This window comes from Muricauda sp. SCSIO 65647 (genome assembly GCF_021534965.1).
Taxonomy (GTDB): domain Bacteria; phylum Bacteroidota; class Bacteroidia; order Flavobacteriales; family Flavobacteriaceae; genus Flagellimonas_A.
The window spans coordinates 381884-407500 of record NZ_CP091037.1 but is presented as its reverse complement, the minus strand read 5'-3'; the positions used below and the strand labels follow the sequence as shown (position 1 = coordinate 407500).

The following is a 25617-nucleotide window of genomic DNA, read 5'->3' as shown; positions in this document are numbered from 1 at the left end:
TACGGAGAACGTCTGAATATCGAAATGGAAAAATTCTACAAAAAACTGGGTGATACCCTCAAACAGGGGTATGCCAACACCGACGCTTGGCTGGTCACTGCCAATTTAGAGGCGCTAAAACATGTGGGACTTAGGCCTTCCCGAAAAATCAAGGTGTTCAACGGTCAACTAGAATCGCGTTTGGTGCGCTATGAAATGTATGAGGGGAGTAAAAAGGGAAAGTTTAAAAGTTCTTAGCGATTAGTTTTGCATAAAAGTGCCGGTCATGGTTTTGTTACTATGGTGTTCGTAAAGCACACGAGTCTATGGGCGATACAGGGTCATTTCATCGAAACACCTCTCTTTGATCGACGTCTTTTCGGTACAGTGCAATGCCATAATGAATTATGGATATGGTGGGGCACAATATTTTAGGTCTGCCCCTTATAAAGTGGTAATATATTCTTCAATTGACCCAGCACCTAATGATTTTAACTTTCTTGAGTGCTCTTTCAATAATTTCAACGAAGCTTTATTGATCTTCTTTGTTGGTATTTGTTTCCATTTCTCAAGATTTGACTCGAAACCAGAGCCAAAAATTCTTTCAGATAATAGTCTGATCACCGTGTAATTTGCAAATGCATGTGCATAAGAGACATCATTTTTGGCGTTGGTAATAAATTTGTCCACTATTTGGTGCGTGGTCTCTTTGGCCAATGACAGTTCTGTCAATTTTGCCCTATACTCCAAATCTGCTTGTTTCAATTTTGGAAATGATTTATAGTCTGAAAAGTGCTGCCCCTCATGCGATACATAACTGATCAAAAACTCTTCTTCATCTTTGGGCCCATATGATTCTTCAACACAGAACAATTTATCTGCCATGGCCCAACCACCACTGAAGCTATGGCCAAAAGTCGTATAGTGAGACCAGCCATTGCTAATGAAATCCCTCATGAAAACTACAGGAACCTTAATGGTTTGTCCTTCAGGAAGATTTATGCTATAATCAATTTCTTCTTGATCTTTCCACAGATATAAGTCATACAAATGGCCTGTTTTTCCCACTCCGATCCCATAAATGTTTTTAGACCTAAAAAAACCTTGAAATAGAGAATAATAATTTTCTTTTATTTCCCCAACACTGAGTTCTGGTCTGTGGTATTTTTTTAAAAAGTAGGTCATCTCACCCCTAAAAAGGCTATCAGCCAGATCTTGTGTTACGTTTTCTATGATTACCGATCGCCAGTAGTTTTGAAAGCGTTTGAAAAGGTCAACTATCTCGGTATCATCAGTATTAAAGTCAAAATCTTCATTTCTATATAAAAAACGTTGGTAATACCTGTTCTTTTTGTCTCTCTGCCTTTGGGTCAAGGAACGATCCTCAGTCTTTTCCAATATCTCAAAAACAGCATTCATATCACCCCTGAGGGCATAGGGATATATTTTTTTGAAATTACTGCTGTCGACTTTTGTGTAGGGTGTTGTTTTTTGGGCAACTGTTGTTAAACAGATACTACATATTAAAATGGATGATAAAAGCTTCATAAAGCAAAAAAATTTGATGATGAAGTCCAAAGAAATGGTAAGTGCAGAAAATTAAATTGTACAGAATTAACCTTTTACAATTGCTCTGTAATGAGATGGGGTAGTGCCAAAAAAGCGTCTGAAGTGTCTTATAAAATGGCTTTGGTCGTAAAAACCGCTTTCAACGGCTATTTCGGTTAGGGGTTTTGAGGAATGTAGCATAAGGTCTATTCCTCTAGAAATACGCTGTCTCAATAAAAATTCTCCTAATGTAAAGCCTGTTTTTTCTTTGAATTTTCTAACGAAGTAATTAGGATGCAGATGAACTGAATGGGAAATTTCATCAATGCGATACATTTTTTCAGGATGAAATCTAATCTCTTTTTTAATTTTCCCGACCCAATGCGCTCTTCCTGATACATTTTCAGCATATTGATGTTGAAATAAAAGGTGTAGATTTTCCTCGACCATAAGGGTCAAAAGCTCATCTGAAAAGTCATTTTGAAATCCGAAGTAGATTTTATAGATCTCTAGATTGTTTCTTTCAAACTGCATATAATCAGCGATTTTCGAGTAGTGCTTCTTATCAGGAAATCCTTTTTCAATTTCAATATTGAAACAAAAGCTGTTATGAGATCCTATTTCGTTTTTATGTTCAAACCCTTTGGGCCTGAACAATGAGCTTCCTGTTTTTATATCGTGCTCTGAAATGATGGATTGTTCATGATACAGTCCGTGAAGCAATAAACTGATATAGGGATGTTCATGCTCATGCTTTGGAACTTTCATGTGTTGGCCATGATCTGTTCTTGAAAGGGTAAAACCAGATAAGGCCCTCATTTTTTGCACCTGCCCCATAAATGTCCCTGCCTTAAGCTTCTTCGTTGTCATAAACCTATTTGAGCTGTGTTTAAGATAGGTGTTTATTTGTTGTCGACGGTTTGGCCATGGGCAGTAGTGTTCAACAAGGTATTATTGGCTTTCGTTGGCCGTGGCTTCACGTTTTTTCTTCGCTTTTTTGTACAGGGGTATGAAATACGAAATAGAGTAGTTATAGCCAACCCCCCATTTGGCCCCGTCAGTAATCTTGTTGAACCCAGGAATCCAAAGATTGGGGAAACGTTCAAGATCTCCATCACTCTGGCTGACCAGATGTCCCAAACGTATGCTCATGCCTATATAGATATTGGCAAACAGTTCAGCTTTCATGCCGATTACCATTTCCAACCAAGTGGCATTGCGTCCCGAGAATTCTTCGGGTTCAGTACCGCCCTGCACAAAATCATCAGGACTGAAATAGCGGTTGCTGTCAAATATCTGGTATTCATTCAAGGTTTGGCTGAAGCTGGCCACGGCATAGCGCCCACCAAAGGTGATGCTGTTGTTCATTCCGTACCAATTCAAATATGTATTGTAATCAATGCCAAGTTTGAGATAGCTTCCTGATGTGGTGAAATTGTATAGGTCTTCTTGGTCGGTTCGCTTTTCGTTGCCCAGTTCACCGGCCAACCAAATTCTATCGGTAAAGCGGTAATCGCCCACAAATTCGAGCCCGGTATAGCCATCGTCGGTAAAAGACAGTACAGGCCGGCTCAAATCAACACCAATGCGTAGGCCATACTCTTGCCTGTGTTCAATGGTATCTTTTTGTTGCAGGTCTAAAGGCTCGCTTTGTGAAAACCCCGACCACACTGAAGAGAAAAGAAGAAAGCTAATGAAATATCTTGACATGAATGGCTGTTGAGTTTTCAATGGTGGTATCGACGATGACCACATTTTGTATCCAGTTATCGGTATCGGGTTGTAGGTCAAAAGAAAGATTGTCATAATTGGCCACAAATCCACAGGCCCTTGAAACAAAGTCTTCGATTACATCGTAGCTGAACGTCAGCGTGTCTATATTGCCCGTTTCATTGCCCTCATCATCAGTACCGGAATCACTGACGATCAGGTACGCCGTACTGGTTTCAGAAATGCGAAGGGGTATGCCCACAGAATCTTGGCTTGAGGGATTTGTAAATGTATCTACATCATCTTCTTGCCCAATGGCCCGAATCCGCAAAGCGGTCACATTTTTTGCTTCGGTGGTATCATCTACATCAAAAAAACCGATTACCAGAAGCGGGGTGTCACCATCAACGCAGATATCATCTTTTTCACAAGAAGCAATGCCCACTAGGCAGATCAGTATGAAAAATGCAATGCATATTTTGTTCATGAAATTATAATTTTTCCAACAGCACAACATTCTCGACATGGTGTGTTTGGGGAAACATATCAACGGGCTGTACCTTGGCCACCCTATATCTTTCTTTCATCAATGCCAAATCGCGAGCTTGGGTTGCACTGTTGCAACTTACATAAACTATTTTTTCTGGACATACATTTAACAATAGTTCAACAACTGTTTTGTGCATGCCATCTCGTGGTGGATCGGTAATGACAACATCTGGCTCTCCGTTTTCGGCAATGAACGATGGGTTGAGCACTGTTTTCATGTCACCGGTGAAGAAAGAGGTATTTTCAATTTTGTTCAAACGGGCATTTTCTTTGGCACTTTCAATGGCTTCGGGCACTGCCTCGATACCGATCACTTTTTTTGCTTTCTTGGCAATGAACTGGGCGATCGTTCCCGTACCGGTATAAAGATCATAAACGGTTTCGGTACCTTTCAGACCTGCAAAGTCACGGGCAATTTTATACAGCTCATACGCCTGTGTTGAATTGGTCTGATAGAAAGATTTTGCGGTGATCTTGAACCTTAGGCCTTCCATTTCTTCCATGATATGGTCACGACCCGAAAAACATCGAATCTCTTGGTCATAAAGGGTGTCGTTCGCCTTCTGGTTAATCACATAGAGCAAAGAAGTAATTTCGGGAAAGCTGTTCTTTAAATGGTTGAGCAATAGCTCCCGTTTTGGCTTGTCATTTTCATAGAATTGAATCAAGACCATTAGTTCACCAGTGGATGCCGTTCGTATCATCAAGGTTCTGAGCAACCCAGAATGCTGGCGTACATTGAAAAAAGAAAGATCATTGCCAGAGGCAAATTCTTTTATACGGAGCCTTATGGCATTTGAAGGGTCTTCTTGCAGATGACATTTGTCGATGTCAAGAATTTTGTCCCACATTCCCGGTATATGGAAACCAAGGGCGTTTCTATCTTCGATTTTTTCTTCGGAATTGATTTCTGCCTCACTGAGCCAACGGTTATCAGAAAAAGAAAACTCCATTTTATTGCGATAGAAATACTCATTTTTAGAACCGATTATGGGCAAAACCTCCGGAAGCTCAAGTCCACCGATACGCTTTAAATTGTTTTCAACTTCCTTTTGTTTGTAATGGAGTTGGTGCTCATAGGCCATGTGCTGCCATTTGCACCCCCCACAGGTACCGAAATGCTCGCAAACAGGGTTCGTACGTTTGTCTGAAAGTTTATGGAATGTCGTGGCCGTACCCTCAAAAAAAGCTTTGCGCTTTTTGAACGTTTTCACGTCGACCACATCGCCCGGTACGGCGTTCAACAGAAAAATGACCCTACCATCAGGGGCTTTTGCCACCGCTTTGCCCTTGGCGCCCGCATCGATAACTTCTATGTTTTCAAAAAATTTCTGTCGGTTTCTTTTTCGCATCGGGCAAAAATAGTTGTTTTTGGGCGGTGTGGATTGAGATTTCTAATTTGGAAATATTTTTTTAATAAAAGGGAACCTTTTTTACGTGTTGACGTCAATAGATTGACGACTATGGGAAATCCGAAAAAAATATTGGACTCATTGCTGGTGATTTCATATCGGTCGGGCGATAAGAAGGCCCTTGAATTGTTGGTGAAGCGCTGGAACAAAAGATTGTACCGCCAAGCTTTTCAATATACAAACGATTGGGAACAGGCCAAAGATATTACCCAAGACACGTGGCGAACCATAATGGCCAAAATGGCCACGCTCAGAGACAGTAACAGCTTTGGTAGTTGGGCACTGACCATTGTTAGCAGAAAGGCATTGGATAGCATCAAAAGAGGCAATAGGTATCGTAAAGAGGTCGCTCCTGGTTTTTGGGAAAGACAGTCTGATGAAAACGAACATGATGAGGTCAAGGAACAGCAAATTCAAAAGATATTGAAGATACTGCCTGAATTGACTGTCGATCAAAGAATAGTGCTCAGACTGTTTTACTTAGAGGAGTATAGCTTAAAAGAGATCAGTGAAGTGACCAACGTATCGGTCAATACGGTAAAAACCCGATTGTTTAGGGCTAGGGAAAAGATAAAAACAATATTAAAAACCAGAAAAGATGAAGAAAAAGACTGAAAAAATAGATGAGCTCATAAAAGAAACCTTGAGCAAAGAAGAAGCGGCATTTTACGATGAATTGGAAGAAAAAAATCTGTTTGGCAAAATAGAGGAAGTATATCGCGGTAAAATGGGGTGGCTTGCTATAATGATGAACGTAGTACATCTTATCGTATTCGGAGTTTTTGTTTACTGCTTGGTACAATTTTTTGACGCCGAAGAAACCAAAGATTTAATTGTTTGGCTAGGGGCTGGATTCCTTTGTCTTATTATGATGGGCATGCTCAAATTGTATGTGTGGATGCAGATGGACAAAAATGACATTCTTCGTGAGCTCAAAAGATTAGAGCTTCAGGTGTCTGTTCTGGCCGGCACAAAAAGTGGCTCTGACGACCATGAATAGAGAGAAATCCAAATAATTGCTATTTTTGTGGCACTACAAGGATGATTTCTCTCCTACGCTGAATTTTCGAGTCCTCGAAAGGAAAAAGGTACAGAAGGAATAGTTGTTTTATTAACATTGAAAATTTTTAAAATGGCTGTTTTAGAAGGATTAACATCACAGCAGATAATTGAGCTGGAAGAAAAGCACGGAGCCCAAAACTATCATCCGCTTCCTGTCGTCTTGAGCAGAGGTGAAGGAGTATTTGTTTGGGATGTCGAAGGCAAGAAATACTATGATTTTCTCTCGGCCTATTCGGCGGTAAACCAAGGGCATTGCCACCCTAAAATCATTGGGGCTTTAAAAAATCAGGCAGAAAACCTTACGTTGACCTCAAGGGCCTTTTACAACGATATGCTAGGTCGTTATGAAAAATTCGCTACCGAGTTTTTTGGCTTTGACAAACTATTGCCCATGAACACGGGTGCCGAGGCCGTTGAAACGGCCATGAAATTAGCACGAAAATGGGGATATGAAAAAAAGGGAATACATTCTAACCAGGCAAAAATCATTGTCTGTCAGAATAATTTTCATGGGCGTACAATTTCTATTATCTCCGCTTCCAACGACCCTTTGGCGACCGAAAATTTTGGTCCGTTCACTCCCGGTATCGTGTCAATACGCTACGATGATTTGAATGCATTGGCAGAAGTCTTGAAAGATGAAAATGTGGCCGCTTTTTTGATTGAGCCCATACAGGGCGAGGCAGGGGTTTATGTACCCGACGAAGATTACATCAAAGAGGCATACGAACTGTGCAGGGCAAAAAATGTGCTTTTTATTGCCGATGAGGTACAAACAGGCATCGCTAGAACAGGAAGACTGTTAGCTGTTGACCATTCTGGCATCAAACCTGATATCTTGGTTCTGGGAAAAGCATTATCGGGAGGCGTGCTACCAGTATCGGCAGTTTTGGCCAATAATAAGGTCATGGATGTCATACGCCCGGGCAATCATGGCTCTACCTTTGGTGGTAATCCTTTGGCTTGTGCCGTGGCCATGGCCGCGCTTGAAGTGGTCAGGGATGAAAACTTGGCCGAAAATGCGGATAAACTGGGCAAACTGTTTCGTGTCGAGATGGAAAAACTGGTCGAAGAATCAGAGTTGGTACGCTTGGTTCGTGGCAAAGGATTGCTCAATGCCATTGTAATCAATGATTCTGAAGACAGTTCAACGGCTTGGCAGATATGTATGGCCCTGAAAGAAAACGGTCTTTTGGCCAAGCCTACCCATGGCAACATCATCCGTTTTGCGCCGCCTTTGGTCATGACTGAAGAAGAGTTATTGGAATGTGTTTCCATCATTCGAAAAACAATACTGGAATTTAAGGGATAGTCGCCCTAACCTGATTGTTGCCTATTTCATTTACGATGTAAACATCTTTGTGTCAAAAACAAAGATGTTTTTTTGTTGAAATATCCCTCGATTTGGATCAAACCCAATCTAAGGCTTGGAATTGCTTCCCCGATTTTTCCGTCGAAGCTGCCGCTGTATTTTACGAATAGCTGATTCAATAGATTTTTCGGGCTCTATGATATTGTATTCGCCCCAGAAATCTGGATCGGAAAAACCGATGGCCTCGTCGCCAAGAATGATAGACGTTTTCAGACGGTCCCTATTTTTGGGAAGCTCGCCCGAAATATTACGTTCCCAGTCGGTCACGGCCATTTCAGCGGTCATGCTGTAAACAGAGTTGAACAGTTTGTCTTCCCAATCGACCTTGAAAGTCAGTGCGGCATTGCTATAGCCATAATACCATCTACCGTCTTTTTCCCTATAGTCTACCCTATAGGCGACCTCAGTAGGCCAAACATCGACCTTAGCCGGCTTTTTTCGCACAAACAACCTTGCTGCCTTTACTCTATCTGTGATGTTCAATGAATAAACGGCGCTGGTCAAGGTTTTGTTCTCTGCATCGATATATAGCTTACCTTGGTAAAGGGGATCTGGTACCGACGCTCTCTGCGTAAAATTGATAACGAATATCAGACGGTCATTGATACGGGTAGACCGATCAAAACTAAATCGATAATTTGAAAAAGACTCCGCATCAAAAATGTACTCAGGGTATTTCATGAGATCTACGTACAGCGTATTGAAAGGCCCTCCTTGAAGTTTTAAGGCCACCGTATCCAATTTGCTGTAGTCGGTACTTTTTCTTGCCTTAAAAAGCTCTACCGCATCTCTTCTTGGTGACTTATAGGGTGCCTTGTAGATATTTACGACCGCCTCTGACAATGAAACGTTTCTTCTTCTTTTTTTGATGGTCTCGCGATAAAAAGCGGTCATCAGGGTAGGATCGTTGAAATAGTTTTCGCCCTTTTTGGCCATTGTTTCACGAACCAAGGCCTCCGGATTTTTGGGTACTTCGACATCTACCTCTGATAGTTGGGTCACCGAAACCTTGAGATCGATCTTATTTTTGACCCCTTTCAATTGTTGTAAGGGGATGCTTTTGGTCTGATAGCCCAAAAAGGAAACCAAGACGTTTCCTGAAGTTATCTCTTCGGGTATTTTTAAGAGAAATCCCCCTTCGGTGTTGGTTATGGTACTGATGTTCGTTTCTTCGACCGATAATGTGGCAAATACAAGTGGGCGATTGGTGTCGGCATCGACTACTTTTCCCTTGAACGATTTAAATTCCCCACTTTTTTCTTGGCCAAGAACGGTAAACACCGATAAGACTATCGATAGCACCGAGGCAATCAGGGTTAACCGTTTTTTTTGATATGGGATTGTTTTCATGGCTCTTTCTTTTTGAATGTACAAAGACATATCTAAGTTAGTGATTTTCAGCTATTGCTTTTAGAGATTCACAAATTTTATGATTTGTGTTCCATAGCCAATTGTCATGGTTGACCGATCGTAATGAAGGTACTCATTTTAATAATGACAATTGTCTCTTTGCGTAGGGAGGTATGGTAAAACGAGAGAAAATTCAATTCACCATAAAAAGGGCATTGGCGAAAAATAACTTTCCATTTTCCCAAAAACCTCTGAACAATGGGTTGTCGACCATGTAGATAACCTGGCCTTTACCGTGTTCTTCAACTCCAAAAACAAGGGTTTTACCTATGGATTTCTGTGCTTTGCTACCGGCAAAACCTGATACGGGCTTCGTGTTTTCTTCAAAATAGGCCACATTGCCCTTTTTTAGATATTCGAAGGCGGTACTGCCCAATTTAAGGGTATAGTACTCGCGGCCGTATCCATACCCCAAAGGATGGGTATTATCGACCTTGACTTTGAAAATGGCGCCAGTAATGGCCTCTTTCATCCGTTCACGCTGTATATTTTCATGCGCTTCGGGTTTTGATGTCGCACTGTCTTTTTCTTTTTTTAGCTGCTTGATGCCAAAACCATTTTCGCCATCTATGGCCCCTATGGCTCCGCCCATGGCAACTATTTTTCCACCTTTTGCTACCCAAGACTTCAATTTTTTCAACCTTTTTTCATTGAAAAACTGGCCATAACCGCCACTAGGCAGCACTACAATATTGTAATTGTTCATATCGACCCTATCGAAATAATCTGCATCGATGACCGTGAGTGGATAATGCAATTGTTGTTCAAAGAAGTGCCAAACTTCACCAAAACGAAGGGTAGAGGTGGGGTCACCAGATAATACAGCGACTTTTGGCCTTTCAATCATTTGCACATAAGCTGAGCCAAAGTCTTTGCCCATATCTACAAAACCAGTATCGGTCGATGTAATTGATTTTGAATACTTCTTGGCTATTTTTGAGACTATATCCAAGAAATTTTCCAATTTTTCATTGTCGGCCTTTGTGATGATCAGGCTGCCCCTTTCAAAGGTTTTTCCTTCTATGGAAAAAGGATGGTAAGCGGTTCTAACCCTAACCCCATTTTTGATCAATGCTGCCAAAAAACGCGCATCCTGCATACTGTTCCAATCGGTAATGTGCGCGTAGGCATCTTGTAATTTAACGGGCGCTGCAGAAGCGGCACTTGCATCAGACGAATTGATCAAAGTGGTCGAGGCAACCGCATCCAAACCATAAGCATAGGGCAATGACCAGGCCGTAATGTCATAGGTAAGCGAATCGCTGAGTTTGGCATTGGGCTCAAATAGTACCTTTACCAAGGTTCCCTTGGGTTGATTGGTAGAGACCACCAATGAGTTCTCTGAGGTTTTCATACTCCCAGAAGTACCTGATCGGTATCGAAATCCCTTTACCGAACCATTGTTGGCCCTGCCAAAGTCTATATTGTGCTTGGCCAATAACTCTTCAAGTGCCTTGATATTGTCCATGTTTCCATTCAAAAGATAGCTCTTGTATTTGAAGTTGCGGTTTTTGTAGAATTTTTCGAACTCATCATTAAGTTTTTCGACATTGTTTGCAGCTACTTCGACCGTTGAAAGCCCAGTGGTAAGGTGATGGGCAATTCTATCTTTTAGTGTCAGCGTATCGCCAATTTTGGTGATCACGCCCAAGCCGGCCCTGCCACTACCTCCCTGTTCGTACGTCATACCTATGGCGCCATTGTAGGTAGGGTAGGTGTCGCCATAACTTGGATAGAACAGGTCAAAGACTTCTTTTGTAAAATAAAACCAGCCGTTAGCATCAAAATATTTGGCATGGTTCTTACCTATGGTTTCTTGAAATTGTCGCTGAAAGGGGGTAATCACTTCATGATAAGGCTCAGCGGCAGGTGCAAAATAGTAAGGGTTGTTAACGCCCTGTTCATGAAAATCGACATGTACATGGGGCAACCATTTGTTGAATACCTTTAAGCGTAGCTGGCTTTCAACCTGTGTCAACCAAGCCCAATCACGGTTGAGGTCGAACATATAGTGGTTGCTGCGGCCACTCCACCAGCCTTCATGATGCTCCCTGCTGTTCGGATCTACTTGATAGGGAACATTTTTATATTGGTTGTACCAGTTGGTGTACCGATCACGCCCATCAGGATTGAGACAGGGGTCTATGACAACCACAGTGTTTTCAAGGTAAGTGCTTTTAGTGGTAAGCAGTTCATATATGGTCTTCATCGAAGCCTCTGTACTGACACTTTCATTACCGTGAACATTGTAGCTTAGCCAAACGATAGCTTTATCAGTATCGCCATTTCCTGTGGTCGCATTCAAATGTTCTTGCCTTATATCTTCAAGGTTGGAGAGATTTTCAGCAGCAGATACAAAGGCCAAAAGCAAGGGCCTTCGTTCATTGGTCATGCCATATTGTTCCAATTTTACCCTGTTGGGCTGACTTTTGGCCACGTATTGAAAATAATCGAGCACTTCATGGTGGCGTGAAAATTGTGTACCGAGCTCATAGCTCAAAAATTCAGATGGAGATTTTAGTTTCTGTGAGAAACCAAATAAGGGAATCAAAATGACAAGTACAAGTAAAAATCGACTCATGTGGTACGGTTTGATTGAATAAAATCAAATCTAGCAAATAAATCGCTGATCACGACCCGTTTTTCGTTCTACCCAAAGGCACAATCGCCCAATTAACGTATTTTTAGGATTACGCTCAAAGATGAAACGTATCTTTAGGCCGTTTTTTAGTTCATATGGAAATCGACTGTCTGTCTTTTCGTGAAACCGGATACTTCTCTTCGCTGATTTGCGATTATTTAGATGAAAAAGAAGAATTACGATCTTTCTATAACCGTTTTCCGAAGCTGGAAAATTTTGAAGGGCAAATAAAAGAGAAGGCAACGAACTTCTCTTCTGAAAACCGAAAAATTCTGGTCAGCGCCCTGAAAGAACAGTATGGGCATATTAGGGCCGATCGAGCAACATCACAAAATATTTTACGGTTAGAAAAAGATACCACCTTCACTGTGGTCACCGGGCACCAATTGAACCTTTTCACAGGGCCCTTGTATTTTTTGTACAAGATTGTTTCGACCATCAATCTGACCAAAAGACTCAAGCAAGCATACCCAGGCTATGATTTTGTGCCCGTGTATTGGATGGCCACCGAAGACCATGATTTTGATGAAATCAACCATTTTAGTTTCAAGGGCAAGAAGATACGGTGGAACCGTTCAGCGAACGGTGCGGTAGGTCGATTGTCAACGGACGGATTGAATGGGATATTTGAGGTTTTTTCGGCAGAATTGGGCGAATCGCCCCATGCAGAATATCTCAAAAAGTTGTTCAAGGAAGCCTATTTAGAACATTCAACACTTACAGAAGCCACTCGCTTTCTGGCCAATGAACTGTTCGGTGAACAGGGCTTGGTCATCGTAGATGGCGATAATGCCCATTTGAAACGATTACTGGTGCCCTATGCTGAAAAGGATATTTTTGAGCAGCTTCCCTATAAGGAAGTTTCAAAATCAAACGAAAAACTATCTAGACTATCAAATAAGTATTCGATTCAGGTCAATCCGAGGGAAATCAATTTTTTTTATCTAAAGGATGGGCTCCGAGAGCGGATAATCGAAAAAAGGGGAAATTATTTCATCAACGATACTGAGTTGCAATTTTCAAAAGCGGAACTACTGAAAGAATTGCACGACCATCCAGAGCGATTTTCGCCCAATGTCATTGCAAGACCCTTGTATCAAGAAATCATTTTGCCCAATCTATGCTACATCGGGGGTGGTGGTGAACTGGCATACTGGCTTGAACTCAAGAGCTATTTTGATGCTCTTGGCATCGTATTTCCTGTGCTGTTGTTACGCAATTCAGCTTTGGTACTATCAACTAAGCATGCTGAAAAGATAAAAAGACTTGGCCTTCAACCCCAGGATCTTTTCTTAAAACAGAATTCGCTCATCAACAAGAAAATCAGACAGATATCGAACATTGATATCAACTTTGCTCCACAGAAAAAGATATTGGAAGAACAGTTTGCCCATCTTTATGAGTTGGCGAAACAGACCGATAAATCATTCTTGGGGGCAGTCAGGGCACAAGAAAAAAAGCAAAAAAACGGACTCGATAAACTTGAAAAACGACTGCTCAAAGCGCAAAGACGAAGATTAAAAGACCATGTCATGCGCCTGACCGAAATTCAGAACGAACTCTTTCCCGGTCAATCATTGCAAGAACGACAGTTGAATTTTTCCGAATTGTATTTAGCGTACGGTGATGTGTTTATAGAAATGCTTCAAAAAAGTTTAAACCCGTTACAACAGGATTTTTTGGTGTTAAGGAGCTAAAAAACTTCCCACCCAGTCATTGTTTTTTTTGATAAACTCCATACGTATATGGTTTGGTCGCGCTAACCTCAGATATTCTATTCTTTGGGGTACGATTTCAATCATGCAAAAATGGTGCTGGTCAGATAGGTATTCCACATTTTCGGGCCCATTAATCGGTAACCCCGGGGGAACGACCGAAGTATAGTCCTTTTTAGAACTTGGGGGTATGTTCTGCCATATTTGTCGAAGTATTTCGGGGTTCTCTTGAATATGGGCATGACCCTCGATTTGTACCTGAATCAATTTCTTTGGATGATAGAACAGGGCACTGACGCGGTTTTCATTTTGTACCTGTATAACTTTTTTTGATCGTTCATCCGTATAAAAAAGCAAGGTCATATCTGGAGCGACCTTTCTAAGAACTACCGTTCTAAGGCAAGGATTGTTGTTTTCGACCGTGCCGAAAGCAAAATATTTAAAGGGATGCCCCTTTTTTACGCTACCATTAACCAGTTCATTTCTAACCTGTTGAAAGATGAGTTGTTGCAAAATCGTATTTTTTTCAAAAATAATTGAAAAATTAGGTAGGGTAAATTCATAGTGGGTTGTTTTATCTACAAATTGCTATGAAAAAGGTTGTAACGACCTTTTTGAAATTGAGTTAAGTTAATTCATGTGTTTAGGTTGGTTTTGATTTTATTGCAAAAGAAAGTCCGGGGTGGTTCCCGGACTTTTACTTTTATCGTATTTGATTCAAGGGCGGTTTAAAAAAGCTCCTTGAAATGCGATTTTACCTCAAAAAGGGTGGCGGCCTTCATATCTTCAAATCGAACATCTGCATGGCCGACCCTTTCTTCTGGTCCGATGCCCACACAGTAAAACCCACCTGCCTTGGCGGCATCGATACCACTTTCGGCATCTTCAAAAACAATACATTCTTTGGGCTTTAGTTTCAAGGCCTGCGAACCATATAGAAAAATATCGGGCGCCGGTTTGCTGTTTTTGACTGAATTGCCATCAGCCACGGCATCAAAAAAAGGAGCGGCCCCCAATTGTTGCAGCACTTTTTTGGCGTTTTTGCTAGAGCTACCCAAGGCAACCTTGAAACCTTCCCGTTTTAAATGGGTCAACAGTTCTTTGGCACCGGGTAGAAAATCGTCAGGCGTGACTTCATCCAACGCCTTTACATACAGCTCGTTCTTCTCGGCGGCCCATTGCATCATGGTAGGGTCATCGGCCTGTACATTGTTGTGGTCGGCGATTATCTTTAGTGAGGCCATTCTAGAGACCCCTCGCAGTTGCTCATTGATTTCACGGTCAAAGTGCCAGCCCATGGCATCGGCCAAGCGTTTCCAGGCAAGGTAGTGCTGTTCGGCGGTATCGGTAATGACACCATCTAAATCAAAGATAAATCCCTTGATCATAGTTTGATTGGTTTAAGTGGACAAAGAAAAGATAAAAAATGGTCAGAAAAAAGCTACTCGACCTTATATTCAAGTCGCATGGTGATAGAGGCCGTTTTATTCTTTGATGAGGTGTTGTAGGCACCGCCCCAACTATAGTCTTCGCCAGAGTTTTGCCCCGTAATCTGAAATACGCCCATGCGGGCAGAAATCAGATCGCCCAATTGGCCCCCAGCGTTTTCGGCGATTTTCTCTGCTCGAATACGTGCATCTTCAGTGGCCTTTGAAATCATTTCTATCTTTAGATCTGCCAATTTGGTGTAGTAATAGCGAGGGGGCGATGAGTTAAATTGCACTCCCTTGTTCAATAATTCTGTGATTTCTCTTGATACCGCTTCTATTTTGGCGACATCGGTCGATTCGATCTGTACCGATTGCGAGAGTTCATAACCCCTGAAAATACTTCCCACATAATTGCCATCTTCATATTTGTTGTCGCGTTGTTCGATGGTCTGTACCGAATTGAAAATAATATTTTCTTGCGTGATCCCCTTTGAAATAAGGTATTCACGAACAATTTTCTTTTGCTCGTTCAAGCGATCAAAAGCTGAGGTGAGCACAGGGCTGAACGATGAAAAACGCCCTTCCCAAACAATCAGGTCAGAGGTGAAGTTTTCATTTCCCAGACCGGTCACGGAAATCACTTGTGGCGGATTGGCCCTTTTCACATAGGCATTGCCCAAAAAATAAGCGGCAATGACAATGGCCAAGCTAAAGATAATGGCGGTGAGGTGTTTCATAGTGCGGCTTTCCAATATGTACGATAAATATACCTAAAAAGATGTTTCTGCAAATGTCCCAAATTGCTATTTTTGCCCATGCAAAACCAAGTACTTATCCTTGATTTTGGTTCGCAATACACCCAATTGATCGCACGACGCGTTCGCGAACTGAACATTTATTCTGAAATAAAGCCGTACAACAATGCACCGAAAGATTTGTCACCCTATCAAGCGGTGATCTTATCGGGCTCGCCATTTTCGGTAAGGGCCGATGATGCCCCACATCCTGATTTGACCGAAATAAAGGGAAAAAAACCATTATTGGGCATTTGTTATGGGGCACAATATTTGGCACACTTTCATGGAGGAAATGTGGCACCCTCCGCAACCCGCGAATATGGCAGGGCACATTTGTCAAAAATGGAATCTGATGATAGCTTTTTAGACCATGTCACTGAAGGAAGCCAAGTCTGGATGAGCCATAGCGACACCATTAAAGAATTGCCCAAAAACGCTGTGTGTTTGGCCAGTACCGAAGATGTTGAAAATGCTGCTTTTAGGCTTAACGGTGAGGCTACCTACGGAATCCAGTTTCACCCAGAGGTATACCATACCACTGAGGGAAAACAGGTTCTTGAAAACTTCTTGGTAAAAATAGCGGGCCTGAAACAAGATTGGACACCCGATGCCTTTGTCGAGACCACGGTGGCCGAATTGAAAGAAACAATTGGCAGCGATAAAGTGATACTGGGGCTTTCTGGTGGGGTAGATAGCAGTGTTGCGGCGATGTTGCTGCACAAAGCGATAGGTGACCAGTTGCACTGCATTTTTGTAAACAATGGCTTGTTGCGTAAAAATGAATACCGTGATGTATTGGAGCAGTACAAGGGTTTGGGTCTCAATGTTAAGGGAGTAGATGCTTCGGCACGTTTTTTGGAGGCTTTGAAGGGCGAGGGCGAGCCCGAAAAGAAGCGAAAGATTATCGGTCGGATGTTTATTGAGGTATTTGACGATGAGGCGCATCAAGTTGAAAATGCAAAATGGTTGGCACAGGGTACTATTTATCCAGACCGGATTGAATCTGTTTCTGCCAGTGGCGGTCCATCAGCGACCATCAAAAGCCATCACAATGTTGGGGGCCTGCCCGATTTCATGAAGTTGAAAGTGGTCGAACCCTTGCATTTGTTGTTCAAAGATGAGGTTCGCCGGGTAGGCAGAAGTATCGAAATGCCCGAAGCGATTTTAAGACGGCACCCGTTTCCCGGTCCTGGATTGGGAATTCGTATTTTGGGTGACATTACCGCCGAAAAGGTGTCTATATTACAAGAAGTCGATGCCATTTTCATCGATGGGCTCAAAAAATGGGACCTTTATGACAAGGTCTGGCAAGCAGGTGCCATGCTATTGCCCGTGCAGAGCGTAGGGGTTATGGGTGATGAGCGAACCTATGAAAAATGTGTGGCCTTGAGGGCCGTTGAAAGTACAGATGGCATGACGGCAGATTGGGTAAATTTACCGTATGAGTTTTTACAAAAAACGTCCAACGAAATAATAAATAGGGTAAAAGGCGTTAATAGAGTAGTGTACGACATTAGTTCGAAACCCCCCGCTACGATAGAATGGGAATGAAAAAGACAATTTTGAGAACACTGATTTTCGTTGTTGTAGTGCTGATGGCCGCCTGCAAGGTCACCGCACAGCGCTACACTACCCACCAGGTGAAAGAGGGTGAGACCCTGCAAAGTATTGCCAAACAATATAGGGTAACCCCTTACACTATCTTGCAACTGAACAAAGAGCTAAAGACTGCCGATGATGTAAAACCGAATACGCTTTTGGTCATTCCTTTGGACGGTACCCCAAGACCCAATGACCCAAAAATCGAAAAAGAAGAAAAACCCCCACAAATAGAACCCTTGGGTTTCAAGAGGCATCGTGTTCGTCGCAAAGAGACCATTTTCAGCATCACGCAACGCTATGAAATTTCAGAGGAGCAACTCAAAAAATATAATACGGACTTATATGCCTCACCATTGAAAAAGGGCATGGTATTGCAGATACCTGAATTTCCTGAACTGGAAGAAGATGAGTCAGCGCTTGACTTCGAAATGTATACCGTTCAACCCAAAGAAACCCGCTGGAGCATAGCCCACAAATATGGCATCACGATCGATAGCCTAGTGGCCTTGAATCCTGATTTGCCCAAGAATACGAGTTATTTGGCCGAAGGGCAAGAGTTGAAATTGCCAAGGCCAAAAGGAGATAGTCTTGAAGAACAGACTGTTGCGCTTTTTGAATCATATACTGTACCTAAATCCATTGGGCTATTTCGAATCAGTCAGAATTATGGTATCTCCACAGATTCCATTATTAAGCTGAACCCTGAGATCATAGAGCAGAACGGTTTAAAAGAAGGAATGGTTTTACGGCTCCCAAAGCAAAAGCCAAAAAGCGAAATCGTCAACACCGACAACTATATCTTTTATGAGGTAAAGCCCAAACAGACCCTTTTTAGCTTGACCAGAAACCTACAGATTTCAAGGGATTCCCTTTTTGACCTGAATCCAGAGTTGGAAAATGGCTTAAAGGCAGGAATGGTGCTAAAACTTCCAAAGATGAAGGCAAAAAGCCTTGAGGTCAAGAATGCCTTGGTACTCGATAAGATAAATCTGATCGATAGCATTGATGTGACGCTCCGACCAAAATTATTGTACCTACTTCCGTTTCGGTTAGACCGTATCGATTTCAGAGATGCCGAAAAGACCGAGGCACAGATCAAATCGCGAAACGATATCAAATATGCGCTTGGGTTGTATTCCGGCACCCTTATCGCTTTGGATTCTATTAAGAAACTTGGTGTATCGGTCGATGTGAAGTTTCTTGATACCCAAAGAAGTCTTCAGGCCGTTAAGGTGGCCTTGCAAAAAGAGATCTTATATGATGTCGATGCCGTGGTCGGCCCTATTGACCCCAGTCTACTGGGTGAAGTGGCCGTTCAGGCCTCGAGCCACCAAGTGCCCGTGGTAGCGCCCTATGCCGCGCAGAACGAATTGAGTCTTGGCAATGTGTTTTTTTCTGTCCCCAATGATGATGTGATGCGCCAACATATTTTGGACCATGTTGCGAAAAGACATAAAAGTGAACACATTATCATTATTGCTGATGAAAAGAACCAAGCTGCAAAAGATTCTATTTTGGTGGCCTTTCCGATGGCACGAGTGGCAAAAATGAGCGAAGATGGCTCTCTGCACTTGGTAGATTTTCAGGCGATGCTCTCAGAAACGGAAGAGAATTGGGTATTTGTCGAAACACAGCAGTCCAATCTGGCAGCCAGCGTGAGCTCTATCCTCAATGCTTCAAACAAAGAAACCGAAGAAGGCAACAAGGTTGTAGTAAAGATGTTCACCACCAATTATAACAATGCCTTTGAAAATGAAGTGGTATCAAGTTCGCATTTGTCGAATCTGAATTTCACTTTTCCATCCTTCTACAAAGAAGTGGGCAATGATGCCTTCGTGAAAGCGTATCGAAAGAAATTCGGCTTTTCACCAGACAAATATGCCATTCGGGGCTTTGACCTTACGTTCGACCTGTTATTGAAATTGGCCCACAAAAAGAACCTTTTTGAAACTTCAAATATCATAGGCCTGACCGAATACAGCGGTAACCGGTTCAATTATTTCAATGATTGGTCTTCAGGTTTTTTCAATGAGGGTACTTATCTTTTGAAATACGAAGAATTAAGAATTAAAGAAGTAGAAGCTGATGACCTCTAAAGTAACCTATCACGGTGCGTTGCGCACCACCTGTCTACACCTACGCTCGGGCGATGAGTTCAATACCGATGCCCCGGTGGACAATAATGGGTTGGGGCAGGCTTTTTCACCGACGGATACGGTTGCCACCGGACTGGCGAGCTGCATGCTGACCATGATGGGTATCAAAGCCAGGGACCTTGATGTTGATTTAAAAGGTTCCACTGCAGCGGTAACCAAACATATGGCGGCCAACCCAAGGCGTATTTCAAAGATTGAAGTTAAAATGGAGCTTCCGGCCAGTGTTTCTGAGAAGAACAGAAAAATTCTCGTGAACACGGCAAATACCTGCCCTGTGCACTACAGCTTGCATCCTGATATTGAAAAGGTAATCGATTTTCAGTGGATAAGGTGATCACCATATTTTTACTGTCGATTTTTGGCATGGGCCATGGTTTTTCACAAGAAATTACCGAAATGATCCCTTGGCAGAAAGACCATAGGCTGAGGTGGTCTGATTTTCGGGGCAAAGTACCACCCGATGCCGTACCCGCGGCCACCACGGCCAGCGGTATCAGTTATAAGTACTCCGCCAATCTGATTCACCATGAAGTGGAGTTGGATTTTGAGGTGAACGCTTATTTCTATCCCGAAGAATCGTGGTACAAGCCAGCGGTATGTGATGAGTTCATTTTGGCCCATGAGCAGCTGCATTTCGATATTTCAGAACTCTTCGCCCGTAGAATGCGCGAACGCTTGAACCAGACCACTTTTTCAGAAAATGTAAAACAAGAGGTTCGGGATATCTATCGTGAGATTTTAAAAGAACTGGAAGACCTACAAGACCGCTACGATTGGGAGACCAATTTTTCACGTAACCGTGAAGCACAACTACGCTGGAACCGTCAGATCGCTGAGGCTTTGGATAGATATACGTCGAAGTAGCCCCGCCCGATCATCAATACACCCTTCACTTTCAAGTTAAACCTTAAACATAAGTTTTTATTTATGTTGTCTCTAAAATAAATAAATGAAAATATATGAAAAATATATCGCATCTTTGATATCGTAAAATATTTTAGTGTGCTGTGCACTGAAAAACCAAGATTGCCGAATGAGTGAATGTCCAGATCAGATCACTCAAAAAAAGCAATTCTTGATACCCCTCTAAAAAAAGCCGCTGGGGCAAACATTGAGCTTTAGTATGCCCCATAGGCTTTGGGTTGGTAAAGGCTCTTTTATCAAAACTTTACCATTAAGGTTCTGATGCTAAAAGATGTCTTTCAGTAAGATAGGGAGAAAAATTGCTATTGATTGATTGTTCGTTACAGAGGATGCCGATGCTAAGGGGCATCCTTTTTTTTGGCCCACTTTGCAAAGCTTTCTTTTATCGTCTCGTTGATTGGTATTTATCGTGCAATCCCTCACCGTTCAGAATTTTACCGATGCACTTCTCAATTCTTGCATTTCGGGTCTTTGATTGTTTGGGTGCGGAAAAATAGAGAATGTACCCCCTTTGTCGACCGGGAGTCAAGGCTTCAAATGCAGTTTTCAGTACAGGGTCTTTCTCAAATCTATTTTCCAGTTCTTCAGGTATGGGTTCTGGATTCTTTTTGAAATTTACCTTCAACCCCGCCTTCTCCACTTCAACGGCTTCATAAATATAGGCCTTGATATCTGTTTCCAGTTTTTTGATTTTTTCGATTTCGGTGAACTTCAGCAAACGCGCAGCCTGTGAGTTTGGGCCGGGCTTCACCAAAATACCCTGGGTATCGCGCAACAATGAACCTTTGAAAAAACTGACAGAGCAATGGTCTTTGAATGCACTGATGAGCATTATGTTTTTTCCTTGAAAGGTGTAACAGGGCACACCCCATTTTGCCTCTTCTGTCAGGCCGCAGTCACGTGTTATCGTTCTCAATAGCTCCAATTCATTGGTCCATCGATGTACCTTGCAATCGGGCGTGCCCCCAAGCGAACACCGCCCACAGCCATTGATCAGGTAGTTGTCAACTGTTTTGTTCATTGTTTTGGATTGGCGCAAAAATCAGAAAGAACTATAGAGATTGTTGTAGCGCATTATTTTTCATTTTTATATAGATCAATTGCTTTCAAATATTTAATTCCGCCAACCTCTGTTTGGTCGTGTATAAATCCATTCAATGCCGGATGATTTTTGTCAATCCAGTTTAGAAGGCTATCTCTGTTTTCAACAAATGTCGAATCGTTGAAAATTACGTATTCAGTTGTTTCAATACTGGCTATTTTGTCATTGTCAAATCGAATTACCTGATCCGTGACAATGGGTTCTTCATGAAGAAAAGAGATTCTTTTGTCCATTTTTGAAATTCTAGCTTTGACCATTCCGTCTTCTTGTTCAATTTCTAAGATTTCGTATGTCGGTTCGAATACTGCATCCCATTTTAGCCATTCAATATATTCTTTTAGTGAGAATATCTGTTCATAGTCATATTCGGTTTCTTTTGTCAAAAGACTATCGGCCAACAAAGTTGCCATTTCAGAAACATTTGATTGGTCAAGAACTTCATAATAGTTCTTAGCTATTTCCAATTTATCAATTTGCTTTTCAGATTTTTTACAGGAAATAAACCCGATGGTCAATAGCCATAAAAAAACAATGGTTTTGTTCATTCGTCTTTGGTTTTGGAAACGTGCTCCAACGGTCTTGGCTATGATTTCGACATGGAAAATGTAAGCAGAACTTTTCCATATGAGATCCAGCCTCCCGTTAGTTATCAGGATAACGGTTCATAATTTTAAAGTTAGCAAGAATGTAGCAACCCGCCAGAACGATTTTGCAGGGTTGGTGAATTAAAAGCAGTATTAGACACTGTCATTTAATCATCGCCTCTACCCAAATACGCTCGTATTGATTTTATTTTGCCCTCAGAACCAATTGTTATGACATCGACTACAAACAATTGCTCAGTAGAGTCAACGGTAATTTTTAGTTCGGCGGCCACAGTGTCATTATTCTCATAAGTCGAAAGCACGTCTATTTCTATTGAATGTACAGATTCGAAATTTTTACGTGTTTCATTTAGTGCATTCCCTTTTCCTTCAACACGAATTTTCCAGTCTCTTAATACGATATCTTCAGAAAACATTTCTTCGATGCTATCTAGGTCCTTTTCTGCATATCTCTTTAAATATGAAAGACTTATTTCTTTATTATAATTTTCAGGCATAGATTAATTTTTCTTTAATTAATGGGTGTTTTTCAATTTCAGCTCGCATAGCTTATCAATTTCTTTGGTTTAAGATTCAGTACTTTTTATCAGTATGAATTAAAGTAAAATTGCATTTGGGTACTTTCAAGAAATTTTTATAATCGCGCCCAACTTGTTTCTACAGGCATGTGCATTGCCCTAATATCTCATTTAGGGTAGCTCTATTATACATCACACCGCAAAAAGGCATCTTTCAAAGCCTCGACCTTATCCTCCCAAGTGGGTATGAACTCTTGGGCCACATAGCCTTCAAATCCCGTATCTAAAATGGCCTTCATAATGGCGGGGTAATAGAGCTCTTGCGTCTCATCGATTTCATGGCGCCCCGGTACGCCAGCGGTATGGTAATGCCCGAAATAGGCGTGGTAGTTTTGAATACTTCTGATGATATCGCCCTCTTGTATCTGCATATGGTAGATGTCATAGAGCAGCTTAAAATGGTCGCTGCCCAAATGCTTGCAGAGTTCAACGCCCCATAGACTGTTGTCACACATATAATCAGGGTGGTTGACTTGGTTGAACAGCTCCATCTGAATGACCACGCCGTGTTTTTCTGCCAAGGGTATGATCTGTGAGAGCCCATCGACACAATGCTGTAGTCCGACATAGTCGTTCATGCCACGTCGGTTGCCACTGAAGCAGATGAGGTTGGTATAGCCCGCCTCGGCCACTTGGGGTATGATGTCTTTATAGTTTTTGATAAGTTGTTCATGGTATTGGGGATCGTTCCACCCTTCGGTAAGGCTGATTTCGGCCCCATTGCACATTGAACAATGAATGTCATATTTTTTGAGCAATGGCCAATCTTTCGGTCCGATGAGATCGATGGCCTTGATGCCCAGTTCGTTCAGTACCTTTAGAAAATCCTCTAAGGGCATATGGCTGAAACACCACTGGCAGACACTGTGGTTGATGTTGTTTTTGAGTTTGAAATCCATATGTGGTTCGGTATTTTGGGCCATGACCGATGACGATAGTATACCTGCCGTGCCAGCGGCAGTGGTCGCCATAAAATTTCTTCGTTTCATGATCGGGTTTTATTGAGAGAAAAGATAGTACTTTAGAAAAACAAATGGAAATAAGGCCCGATAAACAAAAACTGCTCGAACTGGCCCATTACCGAATGCCGTTCGGTAAATATAAAGACCGGTATTTGGTCGATTTGCCCATCGCGTATTTGGTATGGTTCAAGAAGAAAGGATTTCCGAAGGGCAAGTTGGGCGAACACTTGCAGACCATGCTCGATATCAGGTCTAATGGGTTAGAACCTTTGATACGTAGATTACAACAAGAATTTCCGAAAGAATGACCTCGATTTCTTATCGCAATTTGTATCTTTATACCCCGTAACAGTACCTCTTACCATGTCACAGACCAAGTACATTTTCGTTACGGGCGGAGTAACTTCATCATTAGGAAAGGGAATTATCGCAGCTTCACTGGCCAAACTCTTGCAAGCCAGGGGCTATCGTACCACCATTCAAAAATTGGATCCTTACATCAATGTGGATCCGGGCACGCTGAACCCCTATGAACATGGCGAGTGCTATGTGACCGAAGATGGTGCCGAGACCGATTTGGATCTTGGCCATTATGAACGTTTTTTGAACGTGCGCACTTCACAGGCCAATAATGTGACCACTGGTAGGATCTACCAAAGTGTCATCGAAAAAGAACGTCGTGGTGAGTTTTTGGGCAAAACGGTACAGGTGGTGCCCCATATCACCAATGAGATAAAAGAGCGCATACAGATTTTGGGCAACAGTGGCGACTACGACATTGTCATCACCGAGATAGGGGGTACCGTGGGCGATATTGAATCATTGCCCTATATCGAGGCCGTACGGCAATTGCTTTGGGAACTCGGTGAGAACAATGGCATCGTGGTGCACTTGACCTTGGTGCCTTTCTTATCGGCCGCGGGCGAGTTGAAGACCAAGCCTACGCAGCACTCGGTAAAAACCCTGATGGAGAGCGGTATCAAGGCCGATATTCTGGTATGCCGAACCGAGCATGAGATATCTGACGAGATCAAAAATAAACTGGCACTGTTCTGCAATGTCAGACGAGAAGCGGTAATACAATCCATTGACGCCTCCACGATTTATGATGTGCCCTTGATGATGTATGAGGAAGGATTGGATACCGTGGCATTGAACAAATTAGCTTTGCCCGATAGCAGCACACCCAATTTGGACCAATGGACGGCATTTTTGGAACGCCATAAAAACCCGAAACACAAGGTCACCATCGGTCTCATCGGGAAGTATGTTGAATTACAGGATTCTTACAAATCGATTTTGGAGTCGTTCATTCATGCCGGCGCTGCCAATGAGGTTGAGGTAAATGTGCGCAGCATCCATTCAGAATATATTGCGACCAACAATCTTGACAAAAAAATGATGGGTCTTGACGGCATCTTGGTAGCCCCTGGGTTTGGTGAACGCGGCATAGAAGGCAAAATTATGGCAGTACGCTATGCCCGCGAGAATGACATTCCCTTTTTAGGGATCTGTTTGGGCATGCAAATGGCCGTCATTGAATTTGCCCGTAATATTTTAGGGTTGCAAGAGGCCAACTCAACAGAAATGGATGAGGCGACCCCGCATCCTGTTATCAGTTTGATGGAAGCACAAAAGTCGGTCGTTGACAAGGGAGGCACCATGAGACTCGGTGCCTGGGACTGTGAGATAACCCCTGGCACATTGGTGCACGAGGCCTATCATGGAGAGACCCATATCACAGAACGGCACCGCCACCGTTTTGAATTCAACAACGATTACAAGGCTGCTTTTGAAGAAGCGGGTCTGGTCGCTTCGGGCATCAATGCTGAAACCGGTTTGGTCGAAATCATCGAATTGCCATCACATCCTTGGTTTGTGGGGGTGCAGTATCACCCTGAATACAAGAGTACCGTTGCAAATCCACACCCTTTATTTGTGGGCTTTGTGAGAGCCGTTCTGGCACAGAAGCGGCAACAAACAAATGCCAGTTTGGCATAAAATGCCTTTTTGGACATATATTTGCAGGCTGAACATACCGAATAGATCGCACAATAAGATTT

25 protein-coding genes (1 of these 25 running past the window's edge) are annotated in these 25617 nt (G+C 42.4%); 11 read left to right on the top strand and 14 right to left on the bottom strand.

What is annotated here, in order from left to right; genetic code table 11:
* On the top strand, positions 1 to 237 hold the 3' end of the coding sequence (locus L0P89_RS01735; protein ID WP_235266689.1) for a class I SAM-dependent RNA methyltransferase. Its footprint begins 924 nt before the window's first position; only the last 237 of its 1161 coding nucleotides appear in the window; its start codon lies beyond the left edge, outside the window; it ends in the stop codon at positions 235 to 237.
* Positions 238 to 423: 186 nt separating this feature from the next.
* On the opposite strand, the gene L0P89_RS01730 is transcribed toward L0P89_RS01735, so the two are convergent.
* From L0P89_RS01730 to rlmD, 5 genes are all read right to left on the bottom strand, one after another.
* A complete protein-coding gene (locus L0P89_RS01730) occupies positions 424 to 1527 on the bottom strand; it encodes a hypothetical protein (RefSeq protein ID WP_235266688.1) in 1104 nt (367 codons plus the stop codon).
* Between the two features lie 66 nt (positions 1528 to 1593).
* Positions 1594 to 2397, bottom strand: coding sequence for a helix-turn-helix domain-containing protein (locus L0P89_RS01725; protein WP_235266687.1), 804 nt, complete (start codon positions 2395 to 2397; stop codon positions 1594 to 1596).
* Positions 2398 to 2478: 81 nt separating this feature from the next.
* The gene (locus L0P89_RS01720; protein ID WP_235266686.1) at positions 2479 to 3237 is read right to left on the bottom strand and encodes a DUF6048 family protein; all 759 of its coding nucleotides are present in this window, start codon (positions 3235 to 3237) and stop codon (positions 2479 to 2481) included.
* Complete coding sequence (locus tag L0P89_RS01715) at positions 3218 to 3724, bottom strand: DUF6452 family protein (protein WP_235266685.1); 507 nt, start codon at positions 3722 to 3724, stop codon at positions 3218 to 3220. Before L0P89_RS01715 ends, L0P89_RS01720 begins: the two co-directional genes overlap by 20 nt.
* 4 nt (positions 3725 to 3728) lie before the next feature.
* Positions 3729 to 5138: a 23S rRNA (uracil(1939)-C(5))-methyltransferase RlmD gene (gene rlmD / locus L0P89_RS01710; RefSeq protein WP_235266684.1), complete on the bottom strand. Its 1410-nt coding sequence runs from the start codon at positions 5136 to 5138 to the stop codon at positions 3729 to 3731.
* Between the two features lie 111 nt (positions 5139 to 5249).
* On the opposite strand from rlmD, the gene L0P89_RS01705 reads away from it, so the two are divergent.
* The 3 genes from L0P89_RS01705 (at position 5250) to rocD (ending at position 7572) form a co-directional block, all read left to right on the top strand.
* A complete protein-coding gene (locus tag L0P89_RS01705) occupies positions 5250 to 5813 on the top strand; it encodes an RNA polymerase sigma factor (protein WP_235266683.1) in 564 nt (187 codons plus the stop codon).
* Positions 5797 to 6198, top strand: coding sequence for a DUF6768 family protein (locus tag L0P89_RS01700; protein WP_235266682.1), 402 nt, complete (start codon positions 5797 to 5799; stop codon positions 6196 to 6198). Before L0P89_RS01705 ends, L0P89_RS01700 begins: the two co-directional genes overlap by 17 nt.
* A gap of 132 nt (positions 6199 to 6330) precedes the next feature.
* A complete protein-coding gene (gene rocD, locus L0P89_RS01695; protein ID WP_235266681.1) occupies positions 6331 to 7572 on the top strand; it encodes an ornithine--oxo-acid transaminase in 1242 nt (413 codons plus the stop codon).
* Positions 7573 to 7680: 108 nt separating this feature from the next.
* Here the strand turns inward: rocD and L0P89_RS01690 are convergent, their stop codons facing one another.
* On the bottom strand, positions 7681 to 8982 hold the full coding sequence (locus L0P89_RS01690) for a carboxypeptidase-like regulatory domain-containing protein (protein WP_235266680.1): 1302 nt from the start codon (positions 8980 to 8982) through the stop codon (positions 7681 to 7683).
* Between the two features lie 193 nt (positions 8983 to 9175).
* Positions 9176 to 11623, bottom strand: a complete 2448-nt coding sequence (locus L0P89_RS01685; protein ID WP_235266679.1) for a M14 family zinc carboxypeptidase — start codon at positions 11621 to 11623, stop codon at positions 9176 to 9178.
* A gap of 155 nt (positions 11624 to 11778) precedes the next feature.
* Between L0P89_RS01685 and bshC the strand changes: the two genes are divergently transcribed.
* The gene (gene bshC, locus L0P89_RS01680; RefSeq protein ID WP_235266678.1) at positions 11779 to 13380 is read left to right on the top strand and encodes a bacillithiol biosynthesis cysteine-adding enzyme BshC; all 1602 of its coding nucleotides are present in this window, start codon (positions 11779 to 11781) and stop codon (positions 13378 to 13380) included.
* On the opposite strand, the gene L0P89_RS01675 is transcribed toward bshC, so the two are convergent.
* The 3 genes from L0P89_RS01675 to L0P89_RS01665 form a co-directional block, all read right to left on the bottom strand.
* On the bottom strand, positions 13369 to 13911 hold the full coding sequence (locus tag L0P89_RS01675) for a pyridoxamine 5'-phosphate oxidase family protein (RefSeq protein ID WP_235266677.1): 543 nt from the start codon (positions 13909 to 13911) through the stop codon (positions 13369 to 13371). The two genes, bshC and L0P89_RS01675, sit on opposite strands and share 12 nt — an antisense overlap.
* A gap of 215 nt (positions 13912 to 14126) precedes the next feature.
* Complete coding sequence (gene pgmB, locus L0P89_RS01670; RefSeq protein WP_235266676.1) at positions 14127 to 14786, bottom strand: beta-phosphoglucomutase; 660 nt, start codon at positions 14784 to 14786, stop codon at positions 14127 to 14129.
* Positions 14787 to 14839: 53 nt separating this feature from the next.
* Entirely contained in the window at positions 14840 to 15565 is a 726-nt protein-coding gene (locus tag L0P89_RS01665; protein WP_235266675.1) for an SIMPL domain-containing protein, read from the bottom strand.
* Between the two features lie 78 nt (positions 15566 to 15643).
* Between L0P89_RS01665 and guaA the strand changes: the two genes are divergently transcribed.
* From guaA to L0P89_RS01645, 4 genes are read left to right on the top strand one after another with little or no spacing between them, the layout of a single operon-like run.
* Positions 15644 to 17176: a glutamine-hydrolyzing GMP synthase gene (guaA, locus tag L0P89_RS01660; protein ID WP_235266674.1), complete on the top strand. Its 1533-nt coding sequence runs from the start codon at positions 15644 to 15646 to the stop codon at positions 17174 to 17176.
* Positions 17173 to 19323, top strand: coding sequence for a LysM peptidoglycan-binding domain-containing protein (locus L0P89_RS01655; RefSeq protein WP_235266673.1), 2151 nt, complete (start codon positions 17173 to 17175; stop codon positions 19321 to 19323). Before guaA ends, L0P89_RS01655 begins: the two co-directional genes overlap by 4 nt.
* Complete coding sequence (locus L0P89_RS01650) at positions 19313 to 19717, top strand: OsmC family protein (protein ID WP_235266672.1); 405 nt, start codon at positions 19313 to 19315, stop codon at positions 19715 to 19717. Before L0P89_RS01655 ends, L0P89_RS01650 begins: the two co-directional genes overlap by 11 nt.
* Positions 19705 to 20247 (top strand): DUF922 domain-containing protein, encoded by a 543-nt coding sequence (locus L0P89_RS01645; protein ID WP_235266671.1) that lies wholly within the window; start codon positions 19705 to 19707, stop codon positions 20245 to 20247. Before L0P89_RS01650 ends, L0P89_RS01645 begins: the two co-directional genes overlap by 13 nt.
* A 442-nt stretch (positions 20248 to 20689) precedes the next feature.
* On the opposite strand, the gene L0P89_RS01640 is transcribed toward L0P89_RS01645, so the two are convergent.
* The 4 genes from L0P89_RS01640 to L0P89_RS01625 form a co-directional block, all read right to left on the bottom strand.
* Positions 20690 to 21328, bottom strand: coding sequence for a YdeI/OmpD-associated family protein (locus L0P89_RS01640; RefSeq protein WP_235266670.1), 639 nt, complete (start codon positions 21326 to 21328; stop codon positions 20690 to 20692).
* Positions 21329 to 21381: 53 nt separating this feature from the next.
* Entirely contained in the window at positions 21382 to 21954 is a 573-nt protein-coding gene (locus L0P89_RS01635; RefSeq protein WP_235266669.1) for a hypothetical protein, read from the bottom strand.
* 206 nt (positions 21955 to 22160) lie between these two features.
* Positions 22161 to 22511, bottom strand: a complete 351-nt coding sequence (locus tag L0P89_RS01630) for a nuclear transport factor 2 family protein (protein WP_235266668.1) — start codon at positions 22509 to 22511, stop codon at positions 22161 to 22163.
* A gap of 206 nt (positions 22512 to 22717) precedes the next feature.
* Positions 22718 to 23581: a hydroxypyruvate isomerase family protein gene (locus tag L0P89_RS01625; RefSeq protein ID WP_235266667.1), complete on the bottom strand. Its 864-nt coding sequence runs from the start codon at positions 23579 to 23581 to the stop codon at positions 22718 to 22720.
* Between the two features lie 44 nt (positions 23582 to 23625).
* Here L0P89_RS01625 and L0P89_RS01620 point away from each other — a divergent pair, with 44 nt between their 5' ends.
* Together L0P89_RS01620 and L0P89_RS01615 are read left to right on the top strand one after the other, a co-directional pair.
* Positions 23626 to 23862 carry a DUF3820 family protein gene (locus L0P89_RS01620; RefSeq protein WP_235266666.1) on the top strand — a complete coding sequence of 79 codons (237 nt, stop codon included), beginning with the start codon at positions 23626 to 23628 and terminating at the stop codon, positions 23860 to 23862.
* Positions 23863 to 23917: 55 nt separating this feature from the next.
* A complete protein-coding gene (locus L0P89_RS01615; protein ID WP_235266665.1) occupies positions 23918 to 25555 on the top strand; it encodes a CTP synthase in 1638 nt (545 codons plus the stop codon).
* Positions 25556 to 25617: the final 62 nt, after the last annotated feature.

Bases quoted from the DNA above. Each gene is read 5' to 3' on its own strand.
- rocD (WP_235266681.1), top strand. From the start codon at position 6,331: ATGGCTGTTTTAGAAGGATTAACATCACAGCAGATAATTGAGCTGGAA.
- L0P89_RS01630 (WP_235266668.1), bottom strand. From the start codon at position 22,511: ATGCCTGAAAATTATAATAAAGAAATAAGTCTTTCATATTTAAAGAGA.
- L0P89_RS01665 (WP_235266675.1), bottom strand. From the start codon at position 15,565: ATGAAACACCTCACCGCCATTATCTTTAGCTTGGCCATTGTCATTGCC.
- L0P89_RS01685 (WP_235266679.1), bottom strand. From the start codon at position 11,623: ATGAGTCGATTTTTACTTGTACTTGTCATTTTGATTCCCTTATTTGGT.
- L0P89_RS01620 (WP_235266666.1), top strand. From the start codon at position 23,626: ATGGAAATAAGGCCCGATAAACAAAAACTGCTCGAACTGGCCCATTAC.
- L0P89_RS01640 (WP_235266670.1), bottom strand. From the start codon at position 21,328: ATGAACAAAACAGTTGACAACTACCTGATCAATGGCTGTGGGCGGTGT.
- L0P89_RS01700 (WP_235266682.1), top strand. From the start codon at position 5,797: ATGAAGAAAAAGACTGAAAAAATAGATGAGCTCATAAAAGAAACCTTG.
- bshC (WP_235266678.1), top strand. From the start codon at position 11,779: ATGGAAATCGACTGTCTGTCTTTTCGTGAAACCGGATACTTCTCTTCG.
- L0P89_RS01655 (WP_235266673.1), top strand. From the start codon at position 17,173: ATGAAAAAGACAATTTTGAGAACACTGATTTTCGTTGTTGTAGTGCTG.
- pgmB (WP_235266676.1), bottom strand. From the start codon at position 14,786: ATGATCAAGGGATTTATCTTTGATTTAGATGGTGTCATTACCGATACC.
- L0P89_RS01615 (WP_235266665.1), top strand. From the start codon at position 23,918: ATGTCACAGACCAAGTACATTTTCGTTACGGGCGGAGTAACTTCATCA.
- L0P89_RS01625 (WP_235266667.1), bottom strand. From the start codon at position 23,581: ATGAAACGAAGAAATTTTATGGCGACCACTGCCGCTGGCACGGCAGGT.
- L0P89_RS01725 (WP_235266687.1), bottom strand. From the start codon at position 2,397: ATGACAACGAAGAAGCTTAAGGCAGGGACATTTATGGGGCAGGTGCAA.
- L0P89_RS01705 (WP_235266683.1), top strand. From the start codon at position 5,250: ATGGGAAATCCGAAAAAAATATTGGACTCATTGCTGGTGATTTCATAT.
- guaA (WP_235266674.1), top strand. From the start codon at position 15,644: ATGCAAAACCAAGTACTTATCCTTGATTTTGGTTCGCAATACACCCAA.
- L0P89_RS01730 (WP_235266688.1), bottom strand. From the start codon at position 1,527: ATGAAGCTTTTATCATCCATTTTAATATGTAGTATCTGTTTAACAACA.
- L0P89_RS01650 (WP_235266672.1), top strand. From the start codon at position 19,313: ATGACCTCTAAAGTAACCTATCACGGTGCGTTGCGCACCACCTGTCTA.
- L0P89_RS01720 (WP_235266686.1), bottom strand. From the start codon at position 3,237: ATGTCAAGATATTTCATTAGCTTTCTTCTTTTCTCTTCAGTGTGGTCG.
- L0P89_RS01715 (WP_235266685.1), bottom strand. From the start codon at position 3,724: ATGAACAAAATATGCATTGCATTTTTCATACTGATCTGCCTAGTGGGC.
- L0P89_RS01635 (WP_235266669.1), bottom strand. From the start codon at position 21,954: ATGAACAAAACCATTGTTTTTTTATGGCTATTGACCATCGGGTTTATT.
- rlmD (WP_235266684.1), bottom strand. From the start codon at position 5,138: ATGCGAAAAAGAAACCGACAGAAATTTTTTGAAAACATAGAAGTTATC.
- L0P89_RS01690 (WP_235266680.1), bottom strand. From the start codon at position 8,982: ATGAAAACAATCCCATATCAAAAAAAACGGTTAACCCTGATTGCCTCG.